This is a genomic window from Sphingomonas zeae, assembly GCF_014197135.1.
Lineage (GTDB): Bacteria > Pseudomonadota > Alphaproteobacteria > Sphingomonadales > Sphingomonadaceae > Sphingomonas > Sphingomonas zeae.
Genome location: NZ_JACIFA010000006.1, coordinates 221,127 through 242,532 on the forward strand (window position 1 = coordinate 221,127; position 21,406 = coordinate 242,532).

General features: G+C 66.5%; 14 protein-coding genes and 2 pseudogenes. 6 read left to right on the top strand and 10 right to left on the bottom strand.

The features are described 5' to 3' along the window. Positions 1–89 precede the first annotated feature (89 nt). The gene (locus tag GGR45_RS11015; RefSeq protein ID WP_175312482.1) at positions 90–3,251 is read left to right on the top strand and encodes a bifunctional cytochrome P450/NADPH--P450 reductase; all 3,162 of its coding nucleotides are present in this window, start codon (positions 90–92) and stop codon (positions 3,249–3,251) included. Positions 3,252–3,395: 144 nt separating this feature from the next. Here the strand turns inward: GGR45_RS11015 and GGR45_RS11020 are convergent, their stop codons facing one another. From GGR45_RS11020 to GGR45_RS11035, 4 genes are read right to left on the bottom strand one after another with little or no spacing between them, the layout of a single operon-like run. Further along, positions 3,396–4,040 carry a TetR/AcrR family transcriptional regulator gene (locus GGR45_RS11020; protein ID WP_175312481.1) on the bottom strand — a complete coding sequence of 215 codons (645 nt, stop codon included), beginning with the start codon at positions 4,038–4,040 and terminating at the stop codon, positions 3,396–3,398. Between the two features lie 5 nt (positions 4,041–4,045). Continuing rightward, on the bottom strand, positions 4,046–5,542 hold the full coding sequence (locus GGR45_RS11025; protein ID WP_175312480.1) for an efflux transporter outer membrane subunit: 1,497 nt from the start codon (positions 5,540–5,542) through the stop codon (positions 4,046–4,048). A 3-nt stretch (positions 5,543–5,545) separates the two neighbouring features. Next, entirely contained in the window at positions 5,546–8,734 is a 3,189-nt protein-coding gene (locus GGR45_RS11030; RefSeq protein ID WP_175312479.1) for an efflux RND transporter permease subunit, read from the bottom strand. Positions 8,735–8,740: 6 nt separating this feature from the next. Continuing rightward, positions 8,741–9,937 carry an efflux RND transporter periplasmic adaptor subunit gene (locus GGR45_RS11035; protein ID WP_175312478.1) on the bottom strand — a complete coding sequence of 399 codons (1,197 nt, stop codon included), beginning with the start codon at positions 9,935–9,937 and terminating at the stop codon, positions 8,741–8,743. An 89-nt stretch (positions 9,938–10,026) separates the two neighbouring features. On the opposite strand from GGR45_RS11035, the gene GGR45_RS11040 reads away from it, so the two are divergent. Next, positions 10,027–11,382: an IS1380-like element IS1247 family transposase gene (locus GGR45_RS11040; protein ID WP_006473457.1), complete on the top strand. Its 1,356-nt coding sequence runs from the start codon at positions 10,027–10,029 to the stop codon at positions 11,380–11,382. Positions 11,383–11,605: 223 nt separating this feature from the next. On the opposite strand, the pseudogene GGR45_RS11045 reads toward GGR45_RS11040, so the two are convergent. The 6 genes and pseudogenes from GGR45_RS11045 to GGR45_RS11065 all read right to left on the bottom strand — a co-directional run. Next, positions 11,606–11,845, bottom strand: a pseudogene (locus GGR45_RS11045) (transposase); the annotation flags it as partial. 253 nt (positions 11,846–12,098) lie between these two features. Continuing rightward, a pseudogene (locus GGR45_RS20010) lies at positions 12,099–12,731 on the bottom strand (SDR family NAD(P)-dependent oxidoreductase); the annotation flags it as partial. Further along, positions 12,728–12,901 (bottom strand): hypothetical protein, encoded by a 174-nt coding sequence (locus GGR45_RS11050; protein ID WP_175312477.1) that lies wholly within the window; start codon positions 12,899–12,901, stop codon positions 12,728–12,730. The gene GGR45_RS11050 and the pseudogene GGR45_RS20010, both read right to left, overlap by 4 nt. Positions 12,902–13,007: 106 nt before the next feature. Continuing rightward, positions 13,008–13,604, bottom strand: a complete 597-nt coding sequence (locus GGR45_RS11055) for an outer membrane beta-barrel protein (RefSeq protein WP_175312476.1) — start codon at positions 13,602–13,604, stop codon at positions 13,008–13,010. A 115-nt stretch (positions 13,605–13,719) separates the two neighbouring features. Then, positions 13,720–14,766, bottom strand: a complete 1,047-nt coding sequence (locus tag GGR45_RS11060) for an ATP-binding protein (RefSeq protein WP_175312475.1) — start codon at positions 14,764–14,766, stop codon at positions 13,720–13,722. After that, positions 14,763–15,452 (bottom strand): response regulator, encoded by a 690-nt coding sequence (locus GGR45_RS11065; RefSeq protein WP_175312474.1) that lies wholly within the window; start codon positions 15,450–15,452, stop codon positions 14,763–14,765. Before GGR45_RS11065 ends, GGR45_RS11060 begins: the two co-directional genes overlap by 4 nt. A 128-nt stretch (positions 15,453–15,580) precedes the next feature. Here GGR45_RS11065 and GGR45_RS19835 point away from each other — a divergent pair, with 128 nt between their 5' ends. The 4 genes from GGR45_RS19835 to GGR45_RS11080 are packed head-to-tail and all read left to right on the top strand — an operon-like array spanning position 15,581 to position 21,401. Then, the gene (locus tag GGR45_RS19835) at positions 15,581–15,703 is read left to right on the top strand and encodes a hypothetical protein (protein ID WP_281394125.1); all 123 of its coding nucleotides are present in this window, start codon (positions 15,581–15,583) and stop codon (positions 15,701–15,703) included. A gap of 29 nt (positions 15,704–15,732) precedes the next feature. Continuing rightward, positions 15,733–16,845, top strand: a complete 1,113-nt coding sequence (locus GGR45_RS11070; protein ID WP_175312473.1) for an efflux RND transporter periplasmic adaptor subunit — start codon at positions 15,733–15,735, stop codon at positions 16,843–16,845. 26 nt (positions 16,846–16,871) lie between these two features. Beyond that, a complete protein-coding gene (locus tag GGR45_RS11075; RefSeq protein ID WP_175312472.1) occupies positions 16,872–19,946 on the top strand; it encodes an efflux RND transporter permease subunit in 3,075 nt (1,024 codons plus the stop codon). 24 nt (positions 19,947–19,970) lie between these two features. After that, positions 19,971–21,401 (top strand): efflux transporter outer membrane subunit, encoded by a 1,431-nt coding sequence (locus GGR45_RS11080; protein WP_175312471.1) that lies wholly within the window; start codon positions 19,971–19,973, stop codon positions 21,399–21,401. Positions 21,402–21,406: the final 5 nt, after the last annotated feature.

The following is a 21,406-nucleotide window of genomic DNA, read 5'->3' on the forward strand; positions in this document are numbered from 1 at the left end:
CTATTGCGGTGCCTCAGCTTGCCACCGGGTGTGAAATGCACGCCCGGTCGATCGTCGATGCCGCCATCATGATCTGGAGGCGCTGAATCATGGCCACCATTCCGCAACCCAAAGGCTATCCCCTGATCGGCAACATCGCCGAGCTCGATCCGAAGGCGCCGGTGCAAAGCCTGATGCGTCTGGCGCGCGAACATGGTCCGCTGTTCCGCATCGAGATGTTCGGACGCGGTCTGGTGATCGTAGGCAGCCAGGCCCTCACCGCCGAGTTGTGCGACGAGACGCGCTTCAAAAAGGCGCTGCACCGCCCCTTGCAGGAGGCGCGCTATGTCGGCGGAGATGGTCTGTTCACCGCGCATGACGAGGAGCCGAACTGGGGTAAGGCGCACCGCCTGCTGATGCCCGCTTTCGGCCCGCTCGGACTGCGTTCGATGTTCGACCGCATGTACGACATCGCGGAACAGATGATGGTGCGGTGGGACCGGTTCGGCGAGAATGCCACGATCGACGTGGCGGACAACATGACGCGGCTGACGCTCGACACGATCGCGCTGTGCGCCTTCGATTATCGCTTCAACAGCTTCTATCAGGACCAGATGCACCCCTTCGTTGCGGCGATGGTCGGCGCGCTCGAGGAGTCTGGGCGGCGGTCGCGGCTGCCGCCCGGCGCTGGCAAGCTGATGCTTCTGCGCAATCGCCGGTTCGAGGCCGATATCAAAATCCTGCGCAACGTCTCCAACCGGCTGATTGAGGAGCGCCATGGCGATCCCCGCCTGGGCGAACGCGGCGACCTGCTGGACCGGATGCTGACGGCCCGCGATCCCGAGACGGGCGAGATGCTGAGCCGCGAAAATATTGGCTATCAGATGATCACCTTCCTGGTGGCCGGGCATGAGACGACCAGCGGCCTGCTCAGCTTCGCCACATGGCTGCTGCTGACCCACCCGGAAGCGCTCGCCAAGGCGCAGGCCCATGTCGATGAAGTTCTAGGCGGCAACGTACCGACGGTCGACGATGTCGGGCGGCTTACCTATATCGAACAGATCTTGCAGGAGACGCTGCGGCTCTGGCCGACCGCGCCAGCATTCGGCGTTCATCCGCGCGAGGCCACGACGATCGGTGGCCGCTACTCTGTCACCCCGGAAGACACGCTGTTGATCCTGACGCCGGTCCTCCACCGGGACCCGACCGTCTGGGATGCGCCCGAGGCGTTCCGCCCCGAGCGGTTCGCACCGGAAACCGCCGCCAAGCTGCCGCCCCATGCGTGGAAGCCGTTCGGCAACGGCCAGCGTGCGTGCATCGGGCGCGGTTTTGCCATGCAGGAAGCCATTCTGGTCATGGCGCTGATGCTCCAGCGGTTCGACATCAGCCTTGCCGACCGCGACTATAAGCTGGTGGTGAGCGAGACGCTGACGCTGAAGCCCGCCAACCTCCATATCCACGCGCGTCGCCGGGATGGTCCGGTCGCACGGCCTCGAAGCACGACGCAAGCCGCTCCGACACGCCCGCTCGCCGCTCCGTCAGCGCCGAGCCTGGGGGACAACGGGCCGCTGCTGGTCCTTTACGGCAGCAACACCGGCACCAGCGAAGCCTTCGCCCAGCGGATCGGCGCCGATGCCGCCGCACAGGGCTATGCCGCGACCGTTGCGCCGTTGGACGATTACGCTTCCGGGCTGCCCGACAGCGTGCCCCTGATCGTCGCCACCGCGTCCTACGAAGGACGGCCGCCCGACAATGCCGCGCGCTTCGTCGCCTGGTTGGAGAGCCTGCCCGAACAGGCGCTGGCGGGTCGGCGCTATGCGGTGTTCGGGTGCGGCAATCGCCAATGGGCTCGCACTTGGCAGGCGATTCCCAAACGCGTCGATGCCGCGCTTGCCAAAGCCGGGGCGCAGCCATTCCTCGCCCGCGGCGAGGGCGACGCCGCCGGCGATCTGTTCGGCGCTTTCGAAAGCTGGTACGCCGATCTCTGGCCTTCGCTTGCGGCGTCGGAGGGGCGTGAACCGGCCGTCCAGGCTCAACCTCTGATCGATGTCGTAGTGCGACGCGGGACGCGCGAGCGCCTGCTCAATCTCGACGAATTGCAACGCGGTACGGTTCTGGCCAATCGCGAACTGGTCGACCTGCAAAAACCCGGCGCCCGTTCGAAACGGCATATCGAGATCGCCCTGCCCGCAGGCATGACCTATCGCGCCGGCGACTATCTGGCGGTGTTGCCCAGCAATCCACCCGAAACAGTGCGCCGCGTCCTGGCCCGCTTTGGCCTGGAGCCGGACGCGGAAGTGATCGTTCACGGCGCGCCCGGCGTGCCCTCTGTCTTGCCCGTCGACCGGCCCGTCACGGCCGAGACGCTGTTCAGTGACTATCTGGAGTTGCAACAGCCCGCGACGCGTGGGCAAATCACAGGGTTCGCCGCGACCATAGCCTGCCCGCCGGAGCGTCGGGAGGCCGAGCGGCTGGCGCAGGAGGACACCTATGCCGCCGAGATATTGGCACAGCGGGTGACGCTGCTCGACCTGATGGAGCGCTTCGCATCGGCCGACATGGCGCTGGGCGCCTTCATTGCCGCCCTTCCCCCGATGCGCGCCCGCCAATATTCGATCGCCTCGTCACCGCTCGTCGATCCAGGCCGGTGTGCGCTGACCGTGTCGGTGCTGGAGGTACCGGCGCTGGGGGCCGACCGGCTGCATCAGGGCGTTGCCTCGACCTTCCTCGCGCGACTGAAGGAAGGCGATACGCTCGGCGTGGCGGTACGGCCAAGCCAGGCGGGGTTCCATCTGCCCGCCGATCCGCTGACGCCCGTGATCATGGTCTGCGCCGGCAGCGGTATCGCGCCGTTCCGCGGCTTTCTTCAGGAACGTGCCGTGCGGAAGGAGGCTGGCGAGCCGCTCGGCCCGGCCCTGCTTTTCTTCGGCGTGCGCGATCCGGATACCGATTTCCTGTACCGCGACCAGCTGGAGCATTGGCAGGATGCGGGGATACTGAGCCTGAGGATGGCCTTTTCCGCGACGGGTCAGGGTGGCATCGTTCATGTCCAGGACGCCATCTGGCGGGATCGCGCGGAGATCGCTGCCCTGTTCCGCGCGGGGGCACGCATCCTGCTCTGCGGCGATGGTGAGCGCATGGCACCGGCCGTACGCGACACCTTTATCCGCATCTACGAGGCGGAAACTCAGGCCACTCACGCTGAAGCGCTTGCCTGGGCGGAGCGGATCGAGCGTGAGGGCGTGCGCTATGTCGCCGACATATATGCGTGATGTCCCGTCCAGCGCGCATCTTCGACAGACAAAAACCGCCTTCACATTCTGACGTTCGACGTGGATGCGACAGATATCTTTGATTTGCGCGGGCGCAGAAGGGTGGAAAGCTGACCGCGCGCGAATAGCGGCTTCAGCATAGGATCACCCGTGCAGGACAGGCAGGCTCGCGTCCCACTTGCGCAAAAACAGCGCTGAACATTCTACGTCCGACATATCCTGCCAGTAACACTCCCGGCTTACCCCCTCGACGACGTCGAGCAATATTCTCGCAACCGTCTCGGCCCACGGTTCAGGGTGCTCGACGGAGATAACCGCCGTGACGTATCGCCTATAGAAGGCGAAGTGTTTGTCTCGCCAGGAGCCGAGCCAGTGGCGCACGGCGGCATCTTCGAGTGCCTCCGCCATGAGGATCGTCATGCTTCGTTCGCGTACCCCGCCGTCCGGCTCGCACATGCGGCGGGACAACTCCTTCAGCGCAAGGAGGGGTTCGTCGGGCAGGTCTTGGCTTAGGTTGGAGTGAATCCTCGCCATCACCCGGTCCATAACGTCCATCAAAAGCTGGATCTTGCTCGACCAGCGGCGGTAGACGGCCTGCTTGCTGACGCCGACCGACTGGGCGATCTGCTCGATTGAAATATCCAGCCCCTGTTCGACAAAGGCGGTGATCGCCGCCTCGACGACCAGGTTGCCGATCTCCGCCGCCCGTTCGAGACTGGGGCGGCCGCGCGAGGCGATCGGCGTTGCGGGGCCGCCGTCGCGCGAGGGCAGGATGACGTTGTCGCCCATATGGCCTAGTTCAGCCCGCCGCCCAGCGAGCGGTACAGTTCCACCATGTTGCTCTCGCGATTGAGGCGTGTGGTGACGAGCAACTGCTGCGCGGAATAGGCGGTGCGTTGGGAATCGAGCGTCGTCAGGAAGGACTCGACGCCCGTCCGATACCGCGCGTCTGAAATCTTCAGGGCGACGTTCGCCGCCTCCACCCGCGCGGTTTGCGCTGCGATCTGCTCGTCGATGGTACCGCGCTGCGCCAGCGCGTCGGCGACTTCGCGGAAGGCGGTCTGGACGGTCTTCTCATAGGTCGAGACGGCCGCCTGCTGCTGCGCGCGCGCGACGTCGAGATTGCCGCGAAGCCGTCCGCCGTCGAACAGCGGCAGCGAAACCGACGGCGCACCCGTATAGGTGAAGCTGCCGCCTGCGAAGAGCCCGCTGAGCGCGGTGCTGATCGTCCCCAGCGTCGCGGTCAGCGAGATGCGCGGGAACATCGCCGCGCGCGCCGCGCCGATATTGGCGTTCTGCGCGATCAGCTGATGCTCGGCCTGCAACACGTCGGGGCGACGCAGCAGGATATCGGACGACAGGCCGGAGGGCAGCAGCGGCAGCGCTGCGCCGCCGTCGGCCAGGCCCTGCGGCAGCAGATCGGTCTGCACCGGGGTGCCGACCAGCAGGTCGAGCGCGTTCTTGTCCTGCGCCACCCGCGTCTTGAGCACGGCGATGTCGTTGCGCGCACCCTGATAAGTGGTCTCGGCCTGCCGCGCCTCGAGTTCGGAGGCGACACCGATCCGGAACTGCGCGCGCGTCAGCTCCAGCGATTGCGCGAACGACTTCAGCGACTCCTGCGAGATGCGAAGCTGGTCCTGGTCAGAGGCATAGGTCAACCACGCCGTCGCGATCTCGGCGATCAGACTGATCCGGGTCGCGCGCTGGGCTTCCTCGGTTGCGAAATACTGTTCCAGTGCGGCGCGGCTAAGGTTGCGGACGCGGCCGAACAGGTCGAGCTCAAAGGCCGAGAAACCGGCATTAACCGAATAGAATTCGAGATTGCGCGACGAGGAACCCACCCCGGTGCCGGTGCCGGTGCCACCGGTCCCTGCACCCGTACCCGTACCCGCACCGGTCCCGCCACCGGCCGCGCCGCCCAGCGCCCCTGCGGCGCCCTGGATGTTGTTGGTATAGGTGCCCGATCCCGACAGGTTGGTCGAGGGGACCAGATCGGCGCGCTGGATGCGATACTGAGCGCGCGCCTGCAACACATTGGCCGCCGCGATGCGCAGGTCCCGGTTATTCTCCAGCCCCAGCGCGATGGTGCGGCGCAGGCGGTCGTCGGTGAAAAACGACTGCCAGCCGATCCTGGTGACATCGGGGGCGTCCGACGCCGCGGCGGGATAGATGCCGTCCTGGGGCAGTGTCGCCGGGACGGCGCCCACCGGGCGGACATATTTGGGCGCGAGGTTGCACCCGGCGAGCATCGTGGCCGCCAGCAGGGCGAGCGTGGTTTTCGAACGGATCATGGATCAAACTCCCTGCGGCACGGACGGCGTGTCGGGGTGGCCATCGTCGTGCGGACGCGTATCGCCCTCGGCCTTGCGCGCCTTGCTGCGATCGAACAGCCGCATGACGACGACGAAGAACATCGGCACGAAGAAGATCGCCAGGATCGTCGCCGACAACATGCCGCCCACCACCGCGCGACCGATCGCGTTCTGCCCCCCTGCCCCTGCACCATTGGCGATGGCCAGCGGGAACACGCCGAACACGAAGGCCAGGCTGGTCATCAGGATCGGGCGCAGACGCAGCTTGGCGGCTTCGATCGCCGCGTCGAAAGCGCTCAGCCCTTCGCGCATCTTCTCCTCGGCGAATTCGACGATCAGGATCGCGTTCTTCGCCGACACGCCGATCGTGGTGATCAGGCCGACCTGCAGATAGATGTCGTTGTTCAGCCCCGTCAGCATCGCGGCGAGCAGCGCGCCGATGACGCCCAGCGGCACGACCAGCATGACCGAGATCGGCACCGACCAGCTTTCATACAGCGCGGCGAGGCACAGGAAGACGATCAGCAGCGACAGGCCATAGAGTGCGGGCGCCTGCCCCCCGGACAATTGCTCCTCATAGCTGAGGCCGGTCCAGTCGAGCCGGGTGCCGGGCGGCAGCTTGGCCTGCATCTCCTCCATCGCCTTGATCGCGGCGCCCGACGACACGCCCGGCGCGGCCTGGCCCAGAATTTCCATCGAAGGCTGTCCGTTATAGCGCGTCAGCTGCATCGGACCCTGATGCCAATCGACCGAGGAGAAGGCGGTGAACGGCGCCATCGTGCCCGTCGCCCCACGCACATAAAGGTCGCCGATATCCTCGGGCGCCATGCGATAGGCGGCGTCGGCCTGGATATAGACGCGCTTCACGCGGCCGCGATCGATGAAGTCGTTCACATAGGAACCACCCCAGGCGGTCGCGATGGTGCTGTTGACGGTCGACAGGTCGAGGCCGAGAGCGCGCGCCTTGTCCTGGTCGACATTGACCTTGAGCTGCGGCGCGTCGTCGAGCGCGTTGGGGCGAACGCCGACCAGCGACTTGTTCTGCGACGCCATGCCGAGCAACATGTTGCGCGCGGCGAGCAGTTTTTCATGCCCGATGCCGCCTTCGTCGACCAATTGCATGTCGAAGCCGGTGGCGTTGCCCAGTTCCTGGACGGCGGGCGGGATGACCGCAAAGATCAGGCCGTCATTGTAGCGCGCGAACGCCCCCATGGCGCGGCCGATGATCGCCTGCGCCTTGTTCTCGGCACCCGGACGGTCCTTCCACTCCTTCATCGGGATGAAGGCGATGCCGCTATTCTGGCCTTGGCCTGCGAAGCTGAAGCCGTTGATCGTGTAAACGCCGCGAATGGCGCTCCCTGCATCGCTCAGGAAATGGTCGCGGACGAGGTCGAGGCCCTTCTGGGTACGCGCCGTGGTCGCCCCCGGCGGACCCTGAACCAGCGCGATCATCACGCCCTGATCCTCGTCGGGCAGGAAGCCGCTCGGCAACCGCATGAAGAGGAAGGCCATGCCCGCGACGATCAGCGCATAGACGATCAGCGAGCGCCCCCAGCGCCGCGCGGTCGAGCGGACGCCCTTTTCATAGCGGTCGCGCCCGCGGTCGAACCGATCGTTGAACCAGCGGAAGAAGCGCGCCAGCGGACCATGGCCTTCGGCCTTGTCGGGGTCATGCGGCTTCAGGATGGTGGCGCAGAGTGCCGGCGTCAGGATCAGCGCGACCGCGACCGACAGTACCATCGCCGAGACGATCGTGATCGAGAACTGGCGATAGATGACGCCCGTCGACCCGCCGAAGAACGCCATCGGCAGGAACACCGCGGACAGCACCGCCGCGATGCCGATCAGCGCGCCGGTGATCTCGTCCATCGACTTCCGCGCCGCCTCGCGCGGCGACAGATGCTCGGTAGTGATCAGCCGCTCGACATTCTCGACGACGACGATCGCGTCGTCGACCAAGAGGCCTATGGCCAGCACCATGCCGAACAGGGTCAGCGTGTTGATCGAATAGCCGAACGCCGCCAGCACCGCGAACGTCCCCGTCAGCACGACCGGCACCGCGATCGTCGGGATCAGCGTGGCGCGGAAATTCTGGAGGAACAGGAACATCACGAGGAAGACGAGCACGACCGCCTCGACCAAAGTCTCGATCACCTGTTCGATCGACAGTCGGACGAAGGGCGAGGTGTCGTAGGGGAAGATGACCTTGACGTCGGAAGGGAATTCCTTGGCCAGCGCGTTGACCCGCTCCTTGACCGCGGTGACGGTGTCGAGCGCGTTGGCGCCGGGTGCCAGCTTGATGCCGATGCCCGAGGCGGGCTTGCCGTTCCACTGTGCCGAGAAGGCGTAATTCTCCGCGCCGATCGCGACGCGCGCGACGTCGCCCAGCCGGACGATCGAGCCGTCGGTATTGCTCTTCAGGCGGATCTTGGCGAACTGCTCGGGGGAAGTCAGCCGTGACGAGACCGAGACGGTCGCGTTGAGCATCTGTTCCTTGGGCGCGGGCTGCGCGCCGATCTGGCCCGCCGAGACCTGCGCGTTCTGCGCCGTGACCGCACTGGTCACGTCCGCCATCGTCAGCGCATAGTTGTTGAGCTTGATCGGATCGACCCAGATCCGCATCGCATATTGCGACCCGAAGATCTGCGTATCGCCGACGCCGGTGACGCGCGACAGCGGATCGGAAATCCGCGAGGCGACGATATCGGCCAGATCGTCGGCGTCATGCTTGCCGTTCTCGGAATAGAGACCGACGAACAGCAGGAAATTCTGCGTCGCCTTGGCGACGATGATGCCCTGGCGCTGGACCTCCTGCGGCAGAAGCGGGGTCGCCGCCTGCAGCTTGTTCTGGACCTGCACCTGCGCGATGTCGGGATCGGTCCCTTGTTCGAAGGTCAGCGTGATCGTCACGCTGCCCGCCGAGGATGAGGAGGACGAGAAGTAGCGAAGGTGGTCGATCCCCTTCATCTGCTGCTCGATGATCTGGGTGGTGGTATTTTCCAGAGTCTGGGCATCGGCGCCCGGATAATTGGCGGTGATCGACACCGCTGGCGGCGCAATTGCCGGGAACTGCGCGATCGGCAGCGAGCGCAGGGACAGGAGCCCCGCGATGACGACCATCACCGCCAACACATAGGCAAAGATCGGGCGATCGATGAAATAGCGTGACATGGCCGGTTACTTCGCCTGTGCCTGAGCCTTGCCCGCTTGCGGCTGCGCAGCCGCGGGCTTGGCGTTGGGGTTCCATGGCTTGCCCTGCACGGGCATGCCCGGACGCAGCATCATGCCGCCTTCCACGATGATCTTGTCCCCGGCCTTGAGGCCGCTGGTCACGATCCAGTTGTCGCCGACCGACCGGCCGGTCTGGAGCGTCCGCCCCTCGACCTTGTTGCCCGCGCCGATCACCATCACCGTCGCCTGCCCCTTTTCGTCGCGGCTGACGGCGCGCTGCGGCACCAGGAAGGCATTGGACTGCGTCCCCTCGACCAGCGACGCGCGCGCGAACATGCCGGGCAGCAACAGGCCGTTGGGGTTGGGAAACAGCGCCCGGATCACCTGCGATCCGGTGGTCGGGTCGACGGTGACGTCGGCGAAGCGCAGCGTGCCCTGCGGGCCATAATCGCTGCCGTCCTCGAGCTTCAACCTGACCCGGGCATTGCCGTCGCGGGTCAGTTGGCCGCTCATGATCTGCCGACGCAGCTTCAGCAGCTCCGCGCTCGGCTCCTGGATATCGACATAGATGGGGTCGAGCCGCTGGATGGTGGCGAGCGCGTCGGTCTGCGACGCCGACACCAGCGCGCCGGTCGTGAAAACCGACCGGCCGATCCGGCCGGTGATCGGCGCGCGGATCGTGGTGCGGGCCAGATCGATCTGCGCAGTGCGCAGCGCGGCCTGCTGCGCGGCGACGTCGGCGCGCGCCTGCGCGGCGCTGGTCTGCGCGTTCTCGAACTCCTGCCGGGCGATCGCGTTGATCTTGACCAGTTCGCCGTACCGGCGTGCCAGCGCGGCGCTCGACGCGATGCTCGCCTGGGCTCGGGTCAGCGCGGCGCGGGCACTGGCGACCTGCGCTTGGTAGGGCGCCGGATCGATATGGTATAGCGGCTGTCCCTGGCGGACCATGTCACCCTCGACGAACAGTCGCTGGGTGATCAGGCCGTTGACCTGGGGACGAACATCGGAGGTTTCGAATGCAGTGGTCCTGCCGGGCAATTCGGTCGTGAGGGTGACAGGCTGCTCGCTCGCCACCACATAACTGACTGGTGCCGGCCCCTGCGCCGCCTGCTGCTGCTGTTGCTTGCCACCGGCACCGCAAGCGGTCAGTGCGAGCACGGCGGCAGATGCCAACACACGACCCATAAGCCGATTGGAACCCACATTTCCCAAGTAAGGCGCTGATTTCGCTGTCCTGACCATTATATTTCCTATATAAAACATGGTGTTGAAGGCTGCGAGGGGCGCGTTTCATGGATCACCCAGAGGGTGCGGGCTTGCAACGGGCAGATCGGGTGGATTTCGACCCTCGCGTGCGGCTGGAATTTCGCGGCACGCAGCTCAGTTCCGACGGCGGCCTTCTGGTGATGCGCGAGCTTGATGACGCGCTCGGGTTGTCCGATTTGGCGTCAGCGGCGCTGCGCGATACTCGCTCTGGCAAGAACACGGTCCATCGGCTCGACGGCCTGTTCCGGCAATCAGTCTTTGGGCGGCTGGCCGGATACGAGGATGTCAACGACGCCAACCGTCTCGCCTGCGATCCGGTCATGCGCCAAGTTGTCGGCGGCAGAGCGGTCGATGCACAAGCGGCCTCGGCATCGCAGATGGGACGGTTCGAGACCGAGACGCTGGCTCTGGCCGGGAACCGTGCCGCGCTGGCCGACCTGAACGGGCAATGGATCGACCGGTTCCATGACCGTAACGGGCTGAAGTACATCGTTCTGGACATGGACAGCTCGGTCAGCCCGACCCATGGCGACCAGGAAGGGTCCGCCTGGAATGGCCATTTCGACTGTAGCTGCTATCACCCCAACTTTCTGTTCAACCAGTTCGGGATGCTGGAACGCTGCGCCCTGCGCCATGGCAACGTCCACAGCGCCGATGGCTGGCGTGATGTTCTCGACCCCGTCATTGCGCGCTACGCGGAGCGCGACCTTGGTGGCAGGTTCTTCCGGGCCGATGCTGCCTACGCGATCCCGGCGATCTATGAGCGATTGGAAGAAGCGCGGTTCTTCTACGCCATCCGGCTGCCCGCAAACGCGGTCCTCAAGGACAAGATCGCGCATCGGCTAACGCGCCCTGTCGGGCGGCCGTCACTGACCAAGGTCAAGCGGTTCTTCGAGGAATTCGAGTATCAGGCGGCGTCCTGGGACAAGGAACGCCGGGTGATCGCCAAGATCGAATGGCATCCGGGCGAACTGTTCCCGCGTGTCGGCTTCATCGTCACCAACCTGCCGATGGAGCCGGACTGGGTGGTGCGGTTCTACAACCAGCGCGGCACCGCCGAGCAGCACATCAAAGAGGGCAAATACGCCTTTCGCTGGACGCGGCTGTCGTGCCGGAAGTTCCGCGACAATGAGGTGCGGCTGCAACTGCACGCCCTGGCGTACAACCTGGCCACCTTCTTGCGCTGCATCGAGCTGCCCGAGGCCATGGCCGACTGGTCGTTGACCAGCCTGCAACTGAAGCTGATCAAGATCGGGGCACGTGTGGTCCGTCACGCCCGCACCATCACCTTCCAGCTGGCCGAGGTCGCTGTCACCGGCACGATGGTACGCGCCATCCTCGCCGCTATCCGCCGATTGCGAGCGCCACCGCTATGCGCATGATCGCGATCCACGCTCAAACTGAACGAAAGCGGCTGGACAGATCTGTCCGCTGCGCTGAAAAACGCCGCCCCTGGGCAAGGAAACAGCGGCTTCGCGGTCTGATCCGTCCAGATCCAGCAGTCTGCGCGACCGCAGGTGCCGCTTGCGGCAGAAAATCCTTGTCTAGCGCTCGGATACAGGCGATCTTCACCTCAAACGCCACGCCACTTGGGGAATGCAGGTTCAACCCCGCATTGTCCAGCATCGTGTCCGCCAGCAGCCGCTTCAGCTTGGCATTCTCGTCCTCGAGCGCACGCAGACGCTTCGCCTCCGATATCTCCAGCCCGCCATACTTCGCCTTCCACGCATAGTAGGTCGCGCTCGACATCCCATGCTTGCGGCACAACTCCGTCACCACCGCACCCGCTTCGGCCTCCTTCAGGATGCCGATGATCTGCTCTTCCGAAAATTGCTTCCGTCTCATTCCGTCCGTCCTCTGATGGCCGGACTCTAGCTCCAAATGGAGGAATTTTCGGGGGGCACGTCACGGCGCCGTTGTGATCCACCCGCGGCCGAACGGCGCATAGGCCGCGCCACCTTGCCGAAACGACATCGCGCAACCGCGCCAAGAAGGTCCGGGCACAAGAAACGGAAACCTCCAGCTTCGGGCGACGGACCGTCCGCAGGAAAGCGTCGGCTACCTTTTCGGCATAAAGCGGTGAATTGATGGAATCGAAATCGGGAGCGCCGGACACGGCTTGCGAATGCGTGATAGTCTTGCCGCCGACCGGATAGAGTATGCTTATCTGCACGCCGTGCGGCCGCAACTCGTCCCGAAGCGCGCTTATTGAAGTGCGCAAGCCCAATATCAACGCAGAATTGACAGCGTTCCCCGTTGACCCGTTAAAGCCGCCAGGAGGCGCGACGACGACGACGTGACCACGGCCCGCTATGGCCATTGCCCGAGCGACGGCAGTGAGGATGCACGCCGTGCTGACCAGGTTCATTTCGAGCTGTAGCCGGACATATTCCGGGTCCAGGGCGGATGGGGAATCGGGTGGGATCGCGCTGGCGTTGATGATGGCAACACCGGGAACTTTCGTGACGAAGATCGGCAAGTTCGTGAAAGCGTCGACATCCTCGCGATTGCGAGGGTCGAGAACATAGGTTCTGGCTTCGGGATAGAGGCGCGCCTGCCGGTCCAGACGGCGCGCATCCGCATCTACGAGCAGCAATCGATATCCCTGCCCCGCCAGGCGACGGGCAATCGCCGAGCCGATCGCACCGGTTGAACCCGTGATCATCGCGATCGCGCCGCGGGGGGAGCCCTTGGCGTTCAAGGGGGAATTCCGATGCCGCCGGGCCTTCATCGACTATTGAGCCCGGACCGGCTGAGAAGCGCCATGAGCGGCACGAGCCCGGACAGAAGCGCGATCAGGCCCGCTGCCAGATCGTCGGCGATGCTGCCGCGAAGCCAAAGGAACATGGCGAGCTGGAAGCCAATAACGAGCGCAATCGGGAAGGTGGTACGGCAGCGCATCAGGGCGATCCCATCTGTCGTGAAGGGGAGGCCGCCGCCCGATCGGGGGGCTAACGGGCGGCGGCGGGCAATTCCGGTCGGGGGGCTACCGGAACTGCACAAGGGGTCAGAAGCGGTAGGAGATGCCGGCCATCGCGCGGTTGCGCTTGTAGCGGTCGTTGAACGATACACGGTCGAACTCGCCACGCAGGCCTATGTGGTCGGTCAAGGCGTATTCGACGCCGCCGCCGAACAACACGCCATGTTCGGACGAACGATCGCGGACCAGCGCTCCGGCGGTCGTCACGTCCGTGGAAATCCGCTGGAACGCCCAGCCGGCCTTGCCGAACACCATGCTGCGTTCGGTCGGCTTGAACCCGACCCGCGCAACCGCGTCGAGCGACACCCGCGGCTGGATCGCATAGCGGTTGCCGGCATTGTTCGCCGCAACCGTATGGCCGCCGCTGGCGATGCCGACTTCACCACCGACGATCACCTTGTCGGTGAGGCCGAGATTATAGCCGGCGAACCCGCGCACCGCGACGCCGCCACGATCCGCATCGTTGCGGGCGCCGACGCCCGGCGCGTTGCGAAGCTGGGCCTCGGTCGCGGCGATCGACACGCCGGCATAGGGGCCGGTGAAGCTCGACTCGCCATCCTGGGCAAGCGCAGCGACCGGAGCGATCATGGCGGCGGCGAGTGCGAGGGGAAACAGCTTGATCACGGAAATGTCCTCTTACGGTTGCACGGAGGCGTACTTGCCTCGTGCAAACCAGATGGACCGTAACCGTCGGGCGAATCGCGACGCCGTGTGAAGAAACTGTGGAGACGGTGATTTTTCAGCGGCGAGGGAAGAGAATCTCGAATCGCGCGGGATCGGAGACGTAGCGGGCAGTACCGCCATGCGCCTGGGCAATGCCCCGCACCACCGCAAGCCCCAGCCCGCTGCCCTTTCGCGTCTTATCGGCGCGACGGAAGGGCTTGAAGGCTTGATCCACAAAATCGGGCGGCAAACCCGGTCCGGAATCGGCCACCGTGATCCGTACCATGTCGGCATCGAGCGCCATCGCGATACGGATCAGGCCCGGCGGTGCGTGGCGGCGCGCATTTTCGATCAGGGCCAGAAGCGCCTGCCGAACCCGCCCGGCATCGGCTTCGACAATACCGGCGTCGAGCCTGGCTTCGAGCGGGAATCCCTCTGCCAGCAGATCGGGGCGCAACAATTCGAGGAGCGCCGAAATTTCTTCGTTGAGCGCGACAGGTGCCGGGCGGCAATCCAGATGTCCGCTTTCCACCAGGCTCACCGTCCGCAGATCCTCGATCAGCCGGGCCAGCCCGTCCACCTGCGACAACAGATTGCGAAAGAGGGCCGGATCGGGTTCGAACACGCCGTCGGCAAGTCCCTGCAGTCGACCATGCAGGATCGTGACGGGGGTGCGCAGTTCGTGCGCGATCACGCTGTTCCAGCGGCTGATCTCCGACGATGCCGCTTCCAGCCGCTCGGCCATGACGTTGAAATTCTCGACCAGCCGCGACGCTTCGCCCATGTCGTACCGCGATACCCGCGCACGCGCGCTCAGATTGCCCGCGGCGATCCGGCGCGCGCCGGCCGCCACTGCGTTGAGCGGCACGACCAGCCGGCGCGCAAACCCCAGCGCGACCAGGCCCGACGCCAGTACCGCGATCGAGCAGATTGCCCCCATGGCACCCACTTCGATCCATTCCGGTCGCCACGGATCATGTTCGAGGAAATAATGGGGCTCATAGGTTATCAGCAGCCCATAGAAGATATAGGAGCCCGCCGCCGCCATCAGCACCGACGTGCTGGTGGCGAGCAGGGTCCGCCCGACGATCTGGCGACCCAGGCCTTCGCGACGGCGCCTCATTGCGGCACCCCCAGCCGATAGCCGACGCCGCGCACGTTGACGAGCAGATCCTCCGCACCCGCCTGCCCCAGCTTGCGGCGCAAGTTGCTGACATGGCTGTCCACCGTCCGGTCCAGCGCGTCGCTGCCGGGCATGCACGCATCGACGAGTTCGGACCGGGCGAAGACCCGCAAGGGATGCCGCGCCATATGCACCAGCAGTCGAAACTCGGTGAGCGTCAGCGTGGGCGAGACCGCACCGTCCGGGCCCTCCACCGTTGCCAGATGCGATTCGAGGTCGATCGCGATGCGCCCCACGCGCAACATCTTCGATTCCGCCGCGCCGGCGCCGCGCCGCAGAACCGCGCGAACGCGGGCGACGACTTCCAGCGCGTTGAACGGCTTCACCACATAATCGTCGGCACCGATCCGCAGCGCCTGCAGCTTGTCGAGATCCTGGTCGAGCGCGGTGAGCATGATCACCGGCGTGCCGCCCCGCCGCCGCAACTCGGCCAGCACATCCCAACCGTCCAAGATCGGCATCTGCACGTCCAGCAGCACCAGATCGGGCTTCAGCGAGAGATGCAGGTCGAGTGCGACGCGGCCGTTGGCGGCGTGCACCGTCCGAAATCCTTCCCGTTCCAGATAGGCGCGAAGGATGTCGGCGATTTCGCTTTCGTCCTCCGCAATCAAGATCAGCGCGTTCATCGGAATCCTCCAGCGGTCTTGCAGCTATTAGCCTGTCGGCTGCCGGAGCCAACCCCGCCTCCTGCCGCTCCACACTTCCTCCACAGTTGCTCAACCACCCGCCGGAAAAGCGGTGCGAAGACGCCCCCATGGAAAACATCGCCCCCCACAAGCGCACCGATCGCCGTCTGGACTGTCAGATGGCGCTCTCCCTCGTCTTCGGCTTCGTCGCGACGACGACGGCGATCGTCGCCTTCGCGACCGTCGGTTGACGCAGCCCCTTCCCGCCAGGAGCCTATCGATGCAATCCCGTATCACGCAGCTGACAACCAAACTGAAAAAGCGTCCGGCCGTCTATCTGGGCGGCGGGGCAGTCCTGCTGTCCGCCGTCGGCCTCGCGTCCGGCGTTTTTGCCAGCGAAGAGCCAGCGCCCGCCGCCGCGACGATCTATGTCACCGCAGAGCCGGTCCGCGCGGACACTTCCTCCGCAAATGGCGTCACGGGCATCGTCCAGTCGGTCACGCCGCTCCAGGCAAGCGCCGTCAATGGCGGCCGGATCGTCGCCATCAAGGCGCAGATCGGCGACCGGGTCGAGGCGGGACAGGTTCTGGCCGTGATCGACGGTCGCGCGGCTGCGCTGCGCGTGGTGCAGGCGGAAAGCGACGTCCGCCGCGCCGAAGCACTGGCTGGCGAACGCGCCACCGCCGCGAACCGCGCCGATACGCTGGTGGCAAGCGGTGCGATGGCCGAAGCAGAGCGGGACGCGGCACGCGCCGAAGCCCGATCCGCTGCAAATGCGCTCGCCGCCGCCCGCGCCGCAGCGGCGCTGGCACAGACCGACGCGGGCTTCAACGTGATCCGCGCGCCCGGTGCGGGCGTGGTCGCCAGCCGATCGGCAGAACTGGGCGGCGTCGTCACGCCGGGTCAGTTGCTTTTCGCGATCGAATCGCGCGCCGGCGGCATGATCATGGCGGCGGTGCCGGTGAAACTGGCCCCCTCCATCCGGCCCGGCATGCGGGTCCGCTATGAGGTCGATGGCATATCCGGCACCGCGCGCGTGGTGGGTGCATCGCCCCGCATCGAAGGGGGCGGCGTCGCGCCCGTCCGGCTGACGATCGAAAGCGGCGCCCCTGCCCCCGGCTCGATCGTTCGCGTCCAGTTCAGCGGCGCCGATGCCGATGCGCAGATGGTGCGCCTCCCCATCGCCGCGATCCAGACCGACGCGCGCGGCCAGCGCTTCGTCTACCGGATCGACGCGGGCCGGGCCACGCCGACCCCCATCACCGTCCGCGCGCTGAACGGCGCCGATGCCCGCGTATCTGCCGCGCTGCGCCCCGGCACGCCCATCGTCGCTGCCGGCGGTGCCTTCCTGCGTCCCGGACAGCACGTCCAGATCGCGAAGCCCGGCGTCTGAGCCCGGCCGCCACAGGAGATCCTTCGATGCCCCTCAACCGCTCGTCCCTGACGGGTGCGGCGCTCGCGCGCCCCCGTTTCGTCCTCGTCGCCGCCATCCTGACCTGCCTGGTCGGTCTGGCGGCACTGATGAACTTTCCCGCGACCGAAGAGCCCAGCGTCACACTGCGCACTGCCACGGTCGAAGCCTATCTTCCCGGCGAGTCCGCCGAACGGCTCGAAAAGATCCTCGCTCGCCCGATCGAGGAAGCCATTCGCGGCCAGAGCGAGGTGAAGACCGTCGATACCCAGGTCCGCCCCGGCGCGGTGCTGATCTATGTCTCGCTGCACGATAATGTCGATCGCGAAGCCACGGCGGCCACGTGGCAGAAGCTGCGCTCGCGCCTGGCGGATGTGCAACCCCAGTTGCCGGCAGGCACCGTCGGCCCGCGACTGAACGACGATTTCGGCCGGGTTGCGGTCCGCACGATCGCGATCACCGGCGATGGCTATGACGCCGCAAAGCTCGAACTCTGGGCCAAGCATGTGCGCAACCAGTTGCAGAGCGTGTCCGGCGTCGCCGCCATCTCGCTGCACGGCGTGCGTCGCGAAATGGCCTATGTCGACCTCAATCCAGAGGCGGTGCGCGCCGCCGGCACCAGCGTGGCCGCCGTCGCCAAGGCATTGCAGGAGCGCGACCAGCTATCCGCCACCGGCCAGCTGATCCAGGGTGGCACCTCGATCGCGGTGCAGACCGGCGATCGTCCGGGCCGCGTCAGCGATCTGGCCGCTTTCCCCGTCCCGGTCGGCAACGGCGCCGTGGTGCCGCTCGGCGCGCTCGGCACGATCCGCCAGGGGCCGCAGGATCCGCCCCAGGGCGGCGCATTCTTCAACGGCAAGCCCGCCGTGGTGCTGGGCGTCTCGATGCAGAACGGCCAGAGCGTGCTCGCCTTTGCCGACGCACTCAACGCACGGCAGGACGAGATTCGCCCCACCCTGCCCGCCGGCCTGCACGCCGACAACATCACCGACCAGGCGACCGTGGTCGAAAAGGAACTGAAGAAGGTCGGCCAGGTATTCGTCGAAACGGTCGTGATCGTGCTCGGCGTGGTGATGCTGTTCCTCGGCTGGCGCAGCGGCCTCGTCACGGGCACGATCGTGCCGATGACGGTGCTGGGCACGGCGCTGGTGATGAACTGGATGGGGATCGAACTCCACCAGATCTCGATCGCGGCGATCATCATCGCCCTGGGCATCTTCGTCGACAACGGCATCGTCGTGGTCGAGGATTACCAGCGCCGCATCTCCGAAGGTGAGGACGCCCCATCGGCTGCCCGCGCGGCCGGCGAGACGATGCTGATGCCGCTGCTGGTATCGTCGCTGGCGATTATCGTTGCCTTTGTCCCCCTGGTCGCCGGAGAAACCGAAACCGGCGAATATATGCGCAGCCTGGGCATCGTCCTTGCGATCACGCTGCTGCTGTCGCTGCTGCTCGCGCTCACCATCACGCCGCTGCTGGCGATGCGCTATATCCGCGTCGACGCGCACCATGACGAGGACGCCGGGTTCCTGGGCAAGGTGAAGCGCTTCTATGGCGGGCTGGTTGGAAAGATCCTGGCACGGCCGCTGGCGATCACCGGCGGCATGGTCGGGCTGCTCGCCACAGCGCTGGTGCTGATCCAGTTCGTGCCGCAGGAACTGCTAGCGCCGTCACAGCGCAAGCAGGTGCAGATGCCGATCGAACTGGCACCGGGCGCATCGGCCGAACAGACCATGGCGACGGCAAAGCGCATCTCGACGCTGCTGAACGACCGCACGCTGTTCCCCGAAGTGACCAGCCACATCACCTATGTGGCCGATGGCGGACCGCGCTTCATCCTGGGCCTGAACCCGCCGGCGCCGACGCTGAACCGCGCCTATGCCGTGATCAACCTGACCAAGGACGCAGACCTGGGCGAAACCATCGCGCGGCTGGACCGCACGCTGAAGCCCCGCTTCCCGGAGGCACGTTTCGATACCAAGCGCTTCTTCCTGGGCGCGGCGGAAACGGGCGTGGCAGTGTTCCGCTTCATCGGACCGGACCGCGCCGTCCTGCTCGATGCCGCGCGCAAGCTGGAAACCCGCCTGGAGGAAATGAACGGCATGGCGCGGGTCCGCAGCAACATGGAACAGCCGCTGATGCGCCTGACCGTCAGCATCGATCAGGCCAAGGTCGCCGCTGCCGGCCTGTCCAACGCCGCCATCTACGGCGCGGTCAATGCGATCCAGGACGGCACGCCCGCCACCATCATCCGTGACGGCGATACCGACATCCCGGTCGTCGTCCGCGGCGACCAGGGCGACCGGGCGACGATCGAGCGGCTGGCCTCGCTGCCGGTCGGTCCGCCGGAAACCGGCGTCTCGCTGGGCTCGGTGGCGACGATCCGGATCGCCGATCAGCCTTCGCTGCTCGCCCGCCGCAACCTGTTGCCGATGGTGGAAGTGACCGCGCGCCATCACACGCTCACCTCGCAGGCCGTGGTCGACAAGGTTCGCCCCCTGCTCGACGAACTTCGGCTGCCGCCGGGGCACGTGCTGAAGCTGGGCGGCGAAATCGAGGAGAGCGAAAAGGCCAATGCCGGTCTCAACACCTATGCGCCCTTCGCACTCGTCGGCATGCTCCTGCTGTTCCTCTGGCAGTTCGGCAGCCTGCGCAAGGCGCTGATCGTGATCGCCTCGATGCCCTTCGTGGTGATCGGCGCCACCCTGGGCCTGACCGTCACCGGCCAGCCGCTCAGCTTCAGCGCGACGATCGGGATCCTCGCCCTGATGGGGATCATCGTGAACAACGCGGTGCTGCTGCTGGGCCGCATCGCCGAGGATCGCGAGGCAGGCATGGAGCTGTTCCCCGCCATCGCCCACGCCGCCGAGATGCGCCTGCGCCCGATCGTGATGACGAAGCTGGTGTGCATTTCCGGCCTCGCCCCGCTCTTCCTGTTCGGCGGCGATCTGTGGCGGCCGATGGCGGCGGCGATGATGGGCGGGCTCGCACTGGGCACGCTGATCACGCTGGTGCTGATCCCCGCCCTCTACGCGCTCGCCTTCCGCCGCAAGCAGGACGACGTGGCGATCGCCGCCGCGTAACCCCAAGATCCGGAGTATCCTGAGATGAACGCAACCAAGCTGATGCTTTCCTCCGCCCTTGCGGTGCTCGTCGCCGCCTGTTCGGGGCCGCAGCTCACCCCGCCCAAGCCGCTGCCGGCCGCGCCGACGAGCTGGTCGGCGGAAACAAACGCCGATCAGGAGGCCGTGGTGCTCGACTGGTGGAAAGGGCTGAACGACCCGCAGCTCGACCGCCTTGTCGAAACCGCGCTAGCCCACAATGCCGATCTGCGCGCCGCCACCGCCAATTGGGAGGCGAGCCGGGCGCTGGTGCGCGAGGCACGGGCCGCGCGCCTCCCGATCGGGACGGTGGATGCCGGCCTGCAACGCACCCGCACCGCCGGTGCCGCGCTACAGCTCGACACGCTCGGCGGCCCCTCCGTCCTGCCCAGCCAGACGCTGATCGATGCGGGAACCTCCTTTTCCTGGGAAATCGACCTGTTCGGCCGAGTCAGCGGAGCAGTCCGCGAAACCCGCGCCGAGGCGGAGCGCAGCCTGTGGGCGCGACGCGGCACGGAGGCGGCGATTGCCGCTGCAGTGGTCCGCGCCTGGTCCGATCTGGCCGACGCCAATCTTCAGCTGGCGCTGCTCGACGAGCGACAGCCCCTGCTCACCAACGTGGTCGCCGGACTGGAACAGGCGCTCGCGGCCGGCGGTGTCCGACGCGACAAGGTGGAGGAAACCCGGCTGGTGCTGGCCGATGCCGAACAGCAGCGGCCACAGCTGGAAGCGGCACGCCGCAACGCCATCCGGCGGCTGTCGACATTGACCGGGGTTCCCGCACCCGAAGGCGTCCGCAGCATGGCCGGGCTCACCCCCGCCACGCTGCCGGTCCCCGCCTATGTCCGCGCCGGACGCCCCGAAGACCTGTTGCGACTGCGCCCCGATGTTGCGGCGGCCGAGCAGGATCTGCTCAAGGCGACCGCCCGTATCCAGGTGACCCGGGCCGACCTCTATCCCCGCCTCAGCCTCGGCGGCTCGGTCGGCGTGACGGCGGCACCGGGGGACGTGACCGACACCGGCGCGCTGCGGTTCGGCGTGGGGCCTGTGCTCAGCTGGGGTGTCTTCGATATGGGCCGAATCCGGGCCCGCATCCGCGCGGCCGGTTCGCAGGCAGAGGCCGCCGGCGCTGCCTGGGAGTCCGCCTTTCTGAAGGCGCTGGAGGAAACCGATGCCGCCCTCGATACGCTCGCCGCGCTGCGTCGTGTCGCCACGACGGCCGACCAGGCGGCAGCCACCGCCGCGACGCTGGCCGATCTGTCCGAAACCCGCCAGCGTGCCGGGCAGGACAGCCGCATCGCGGCCGCGCTCGCCCGCGAACAGGCACTGCGCACCCAAAGCCAGCAGGTTCGCGCCACCAGCGCGATGCGTTCGGCCTGGATCGACGTGCAGGTGGCGCTGGGCGCCGGCTGGCGCGATCAGGGGGTGCAGCGCTGAGCGGT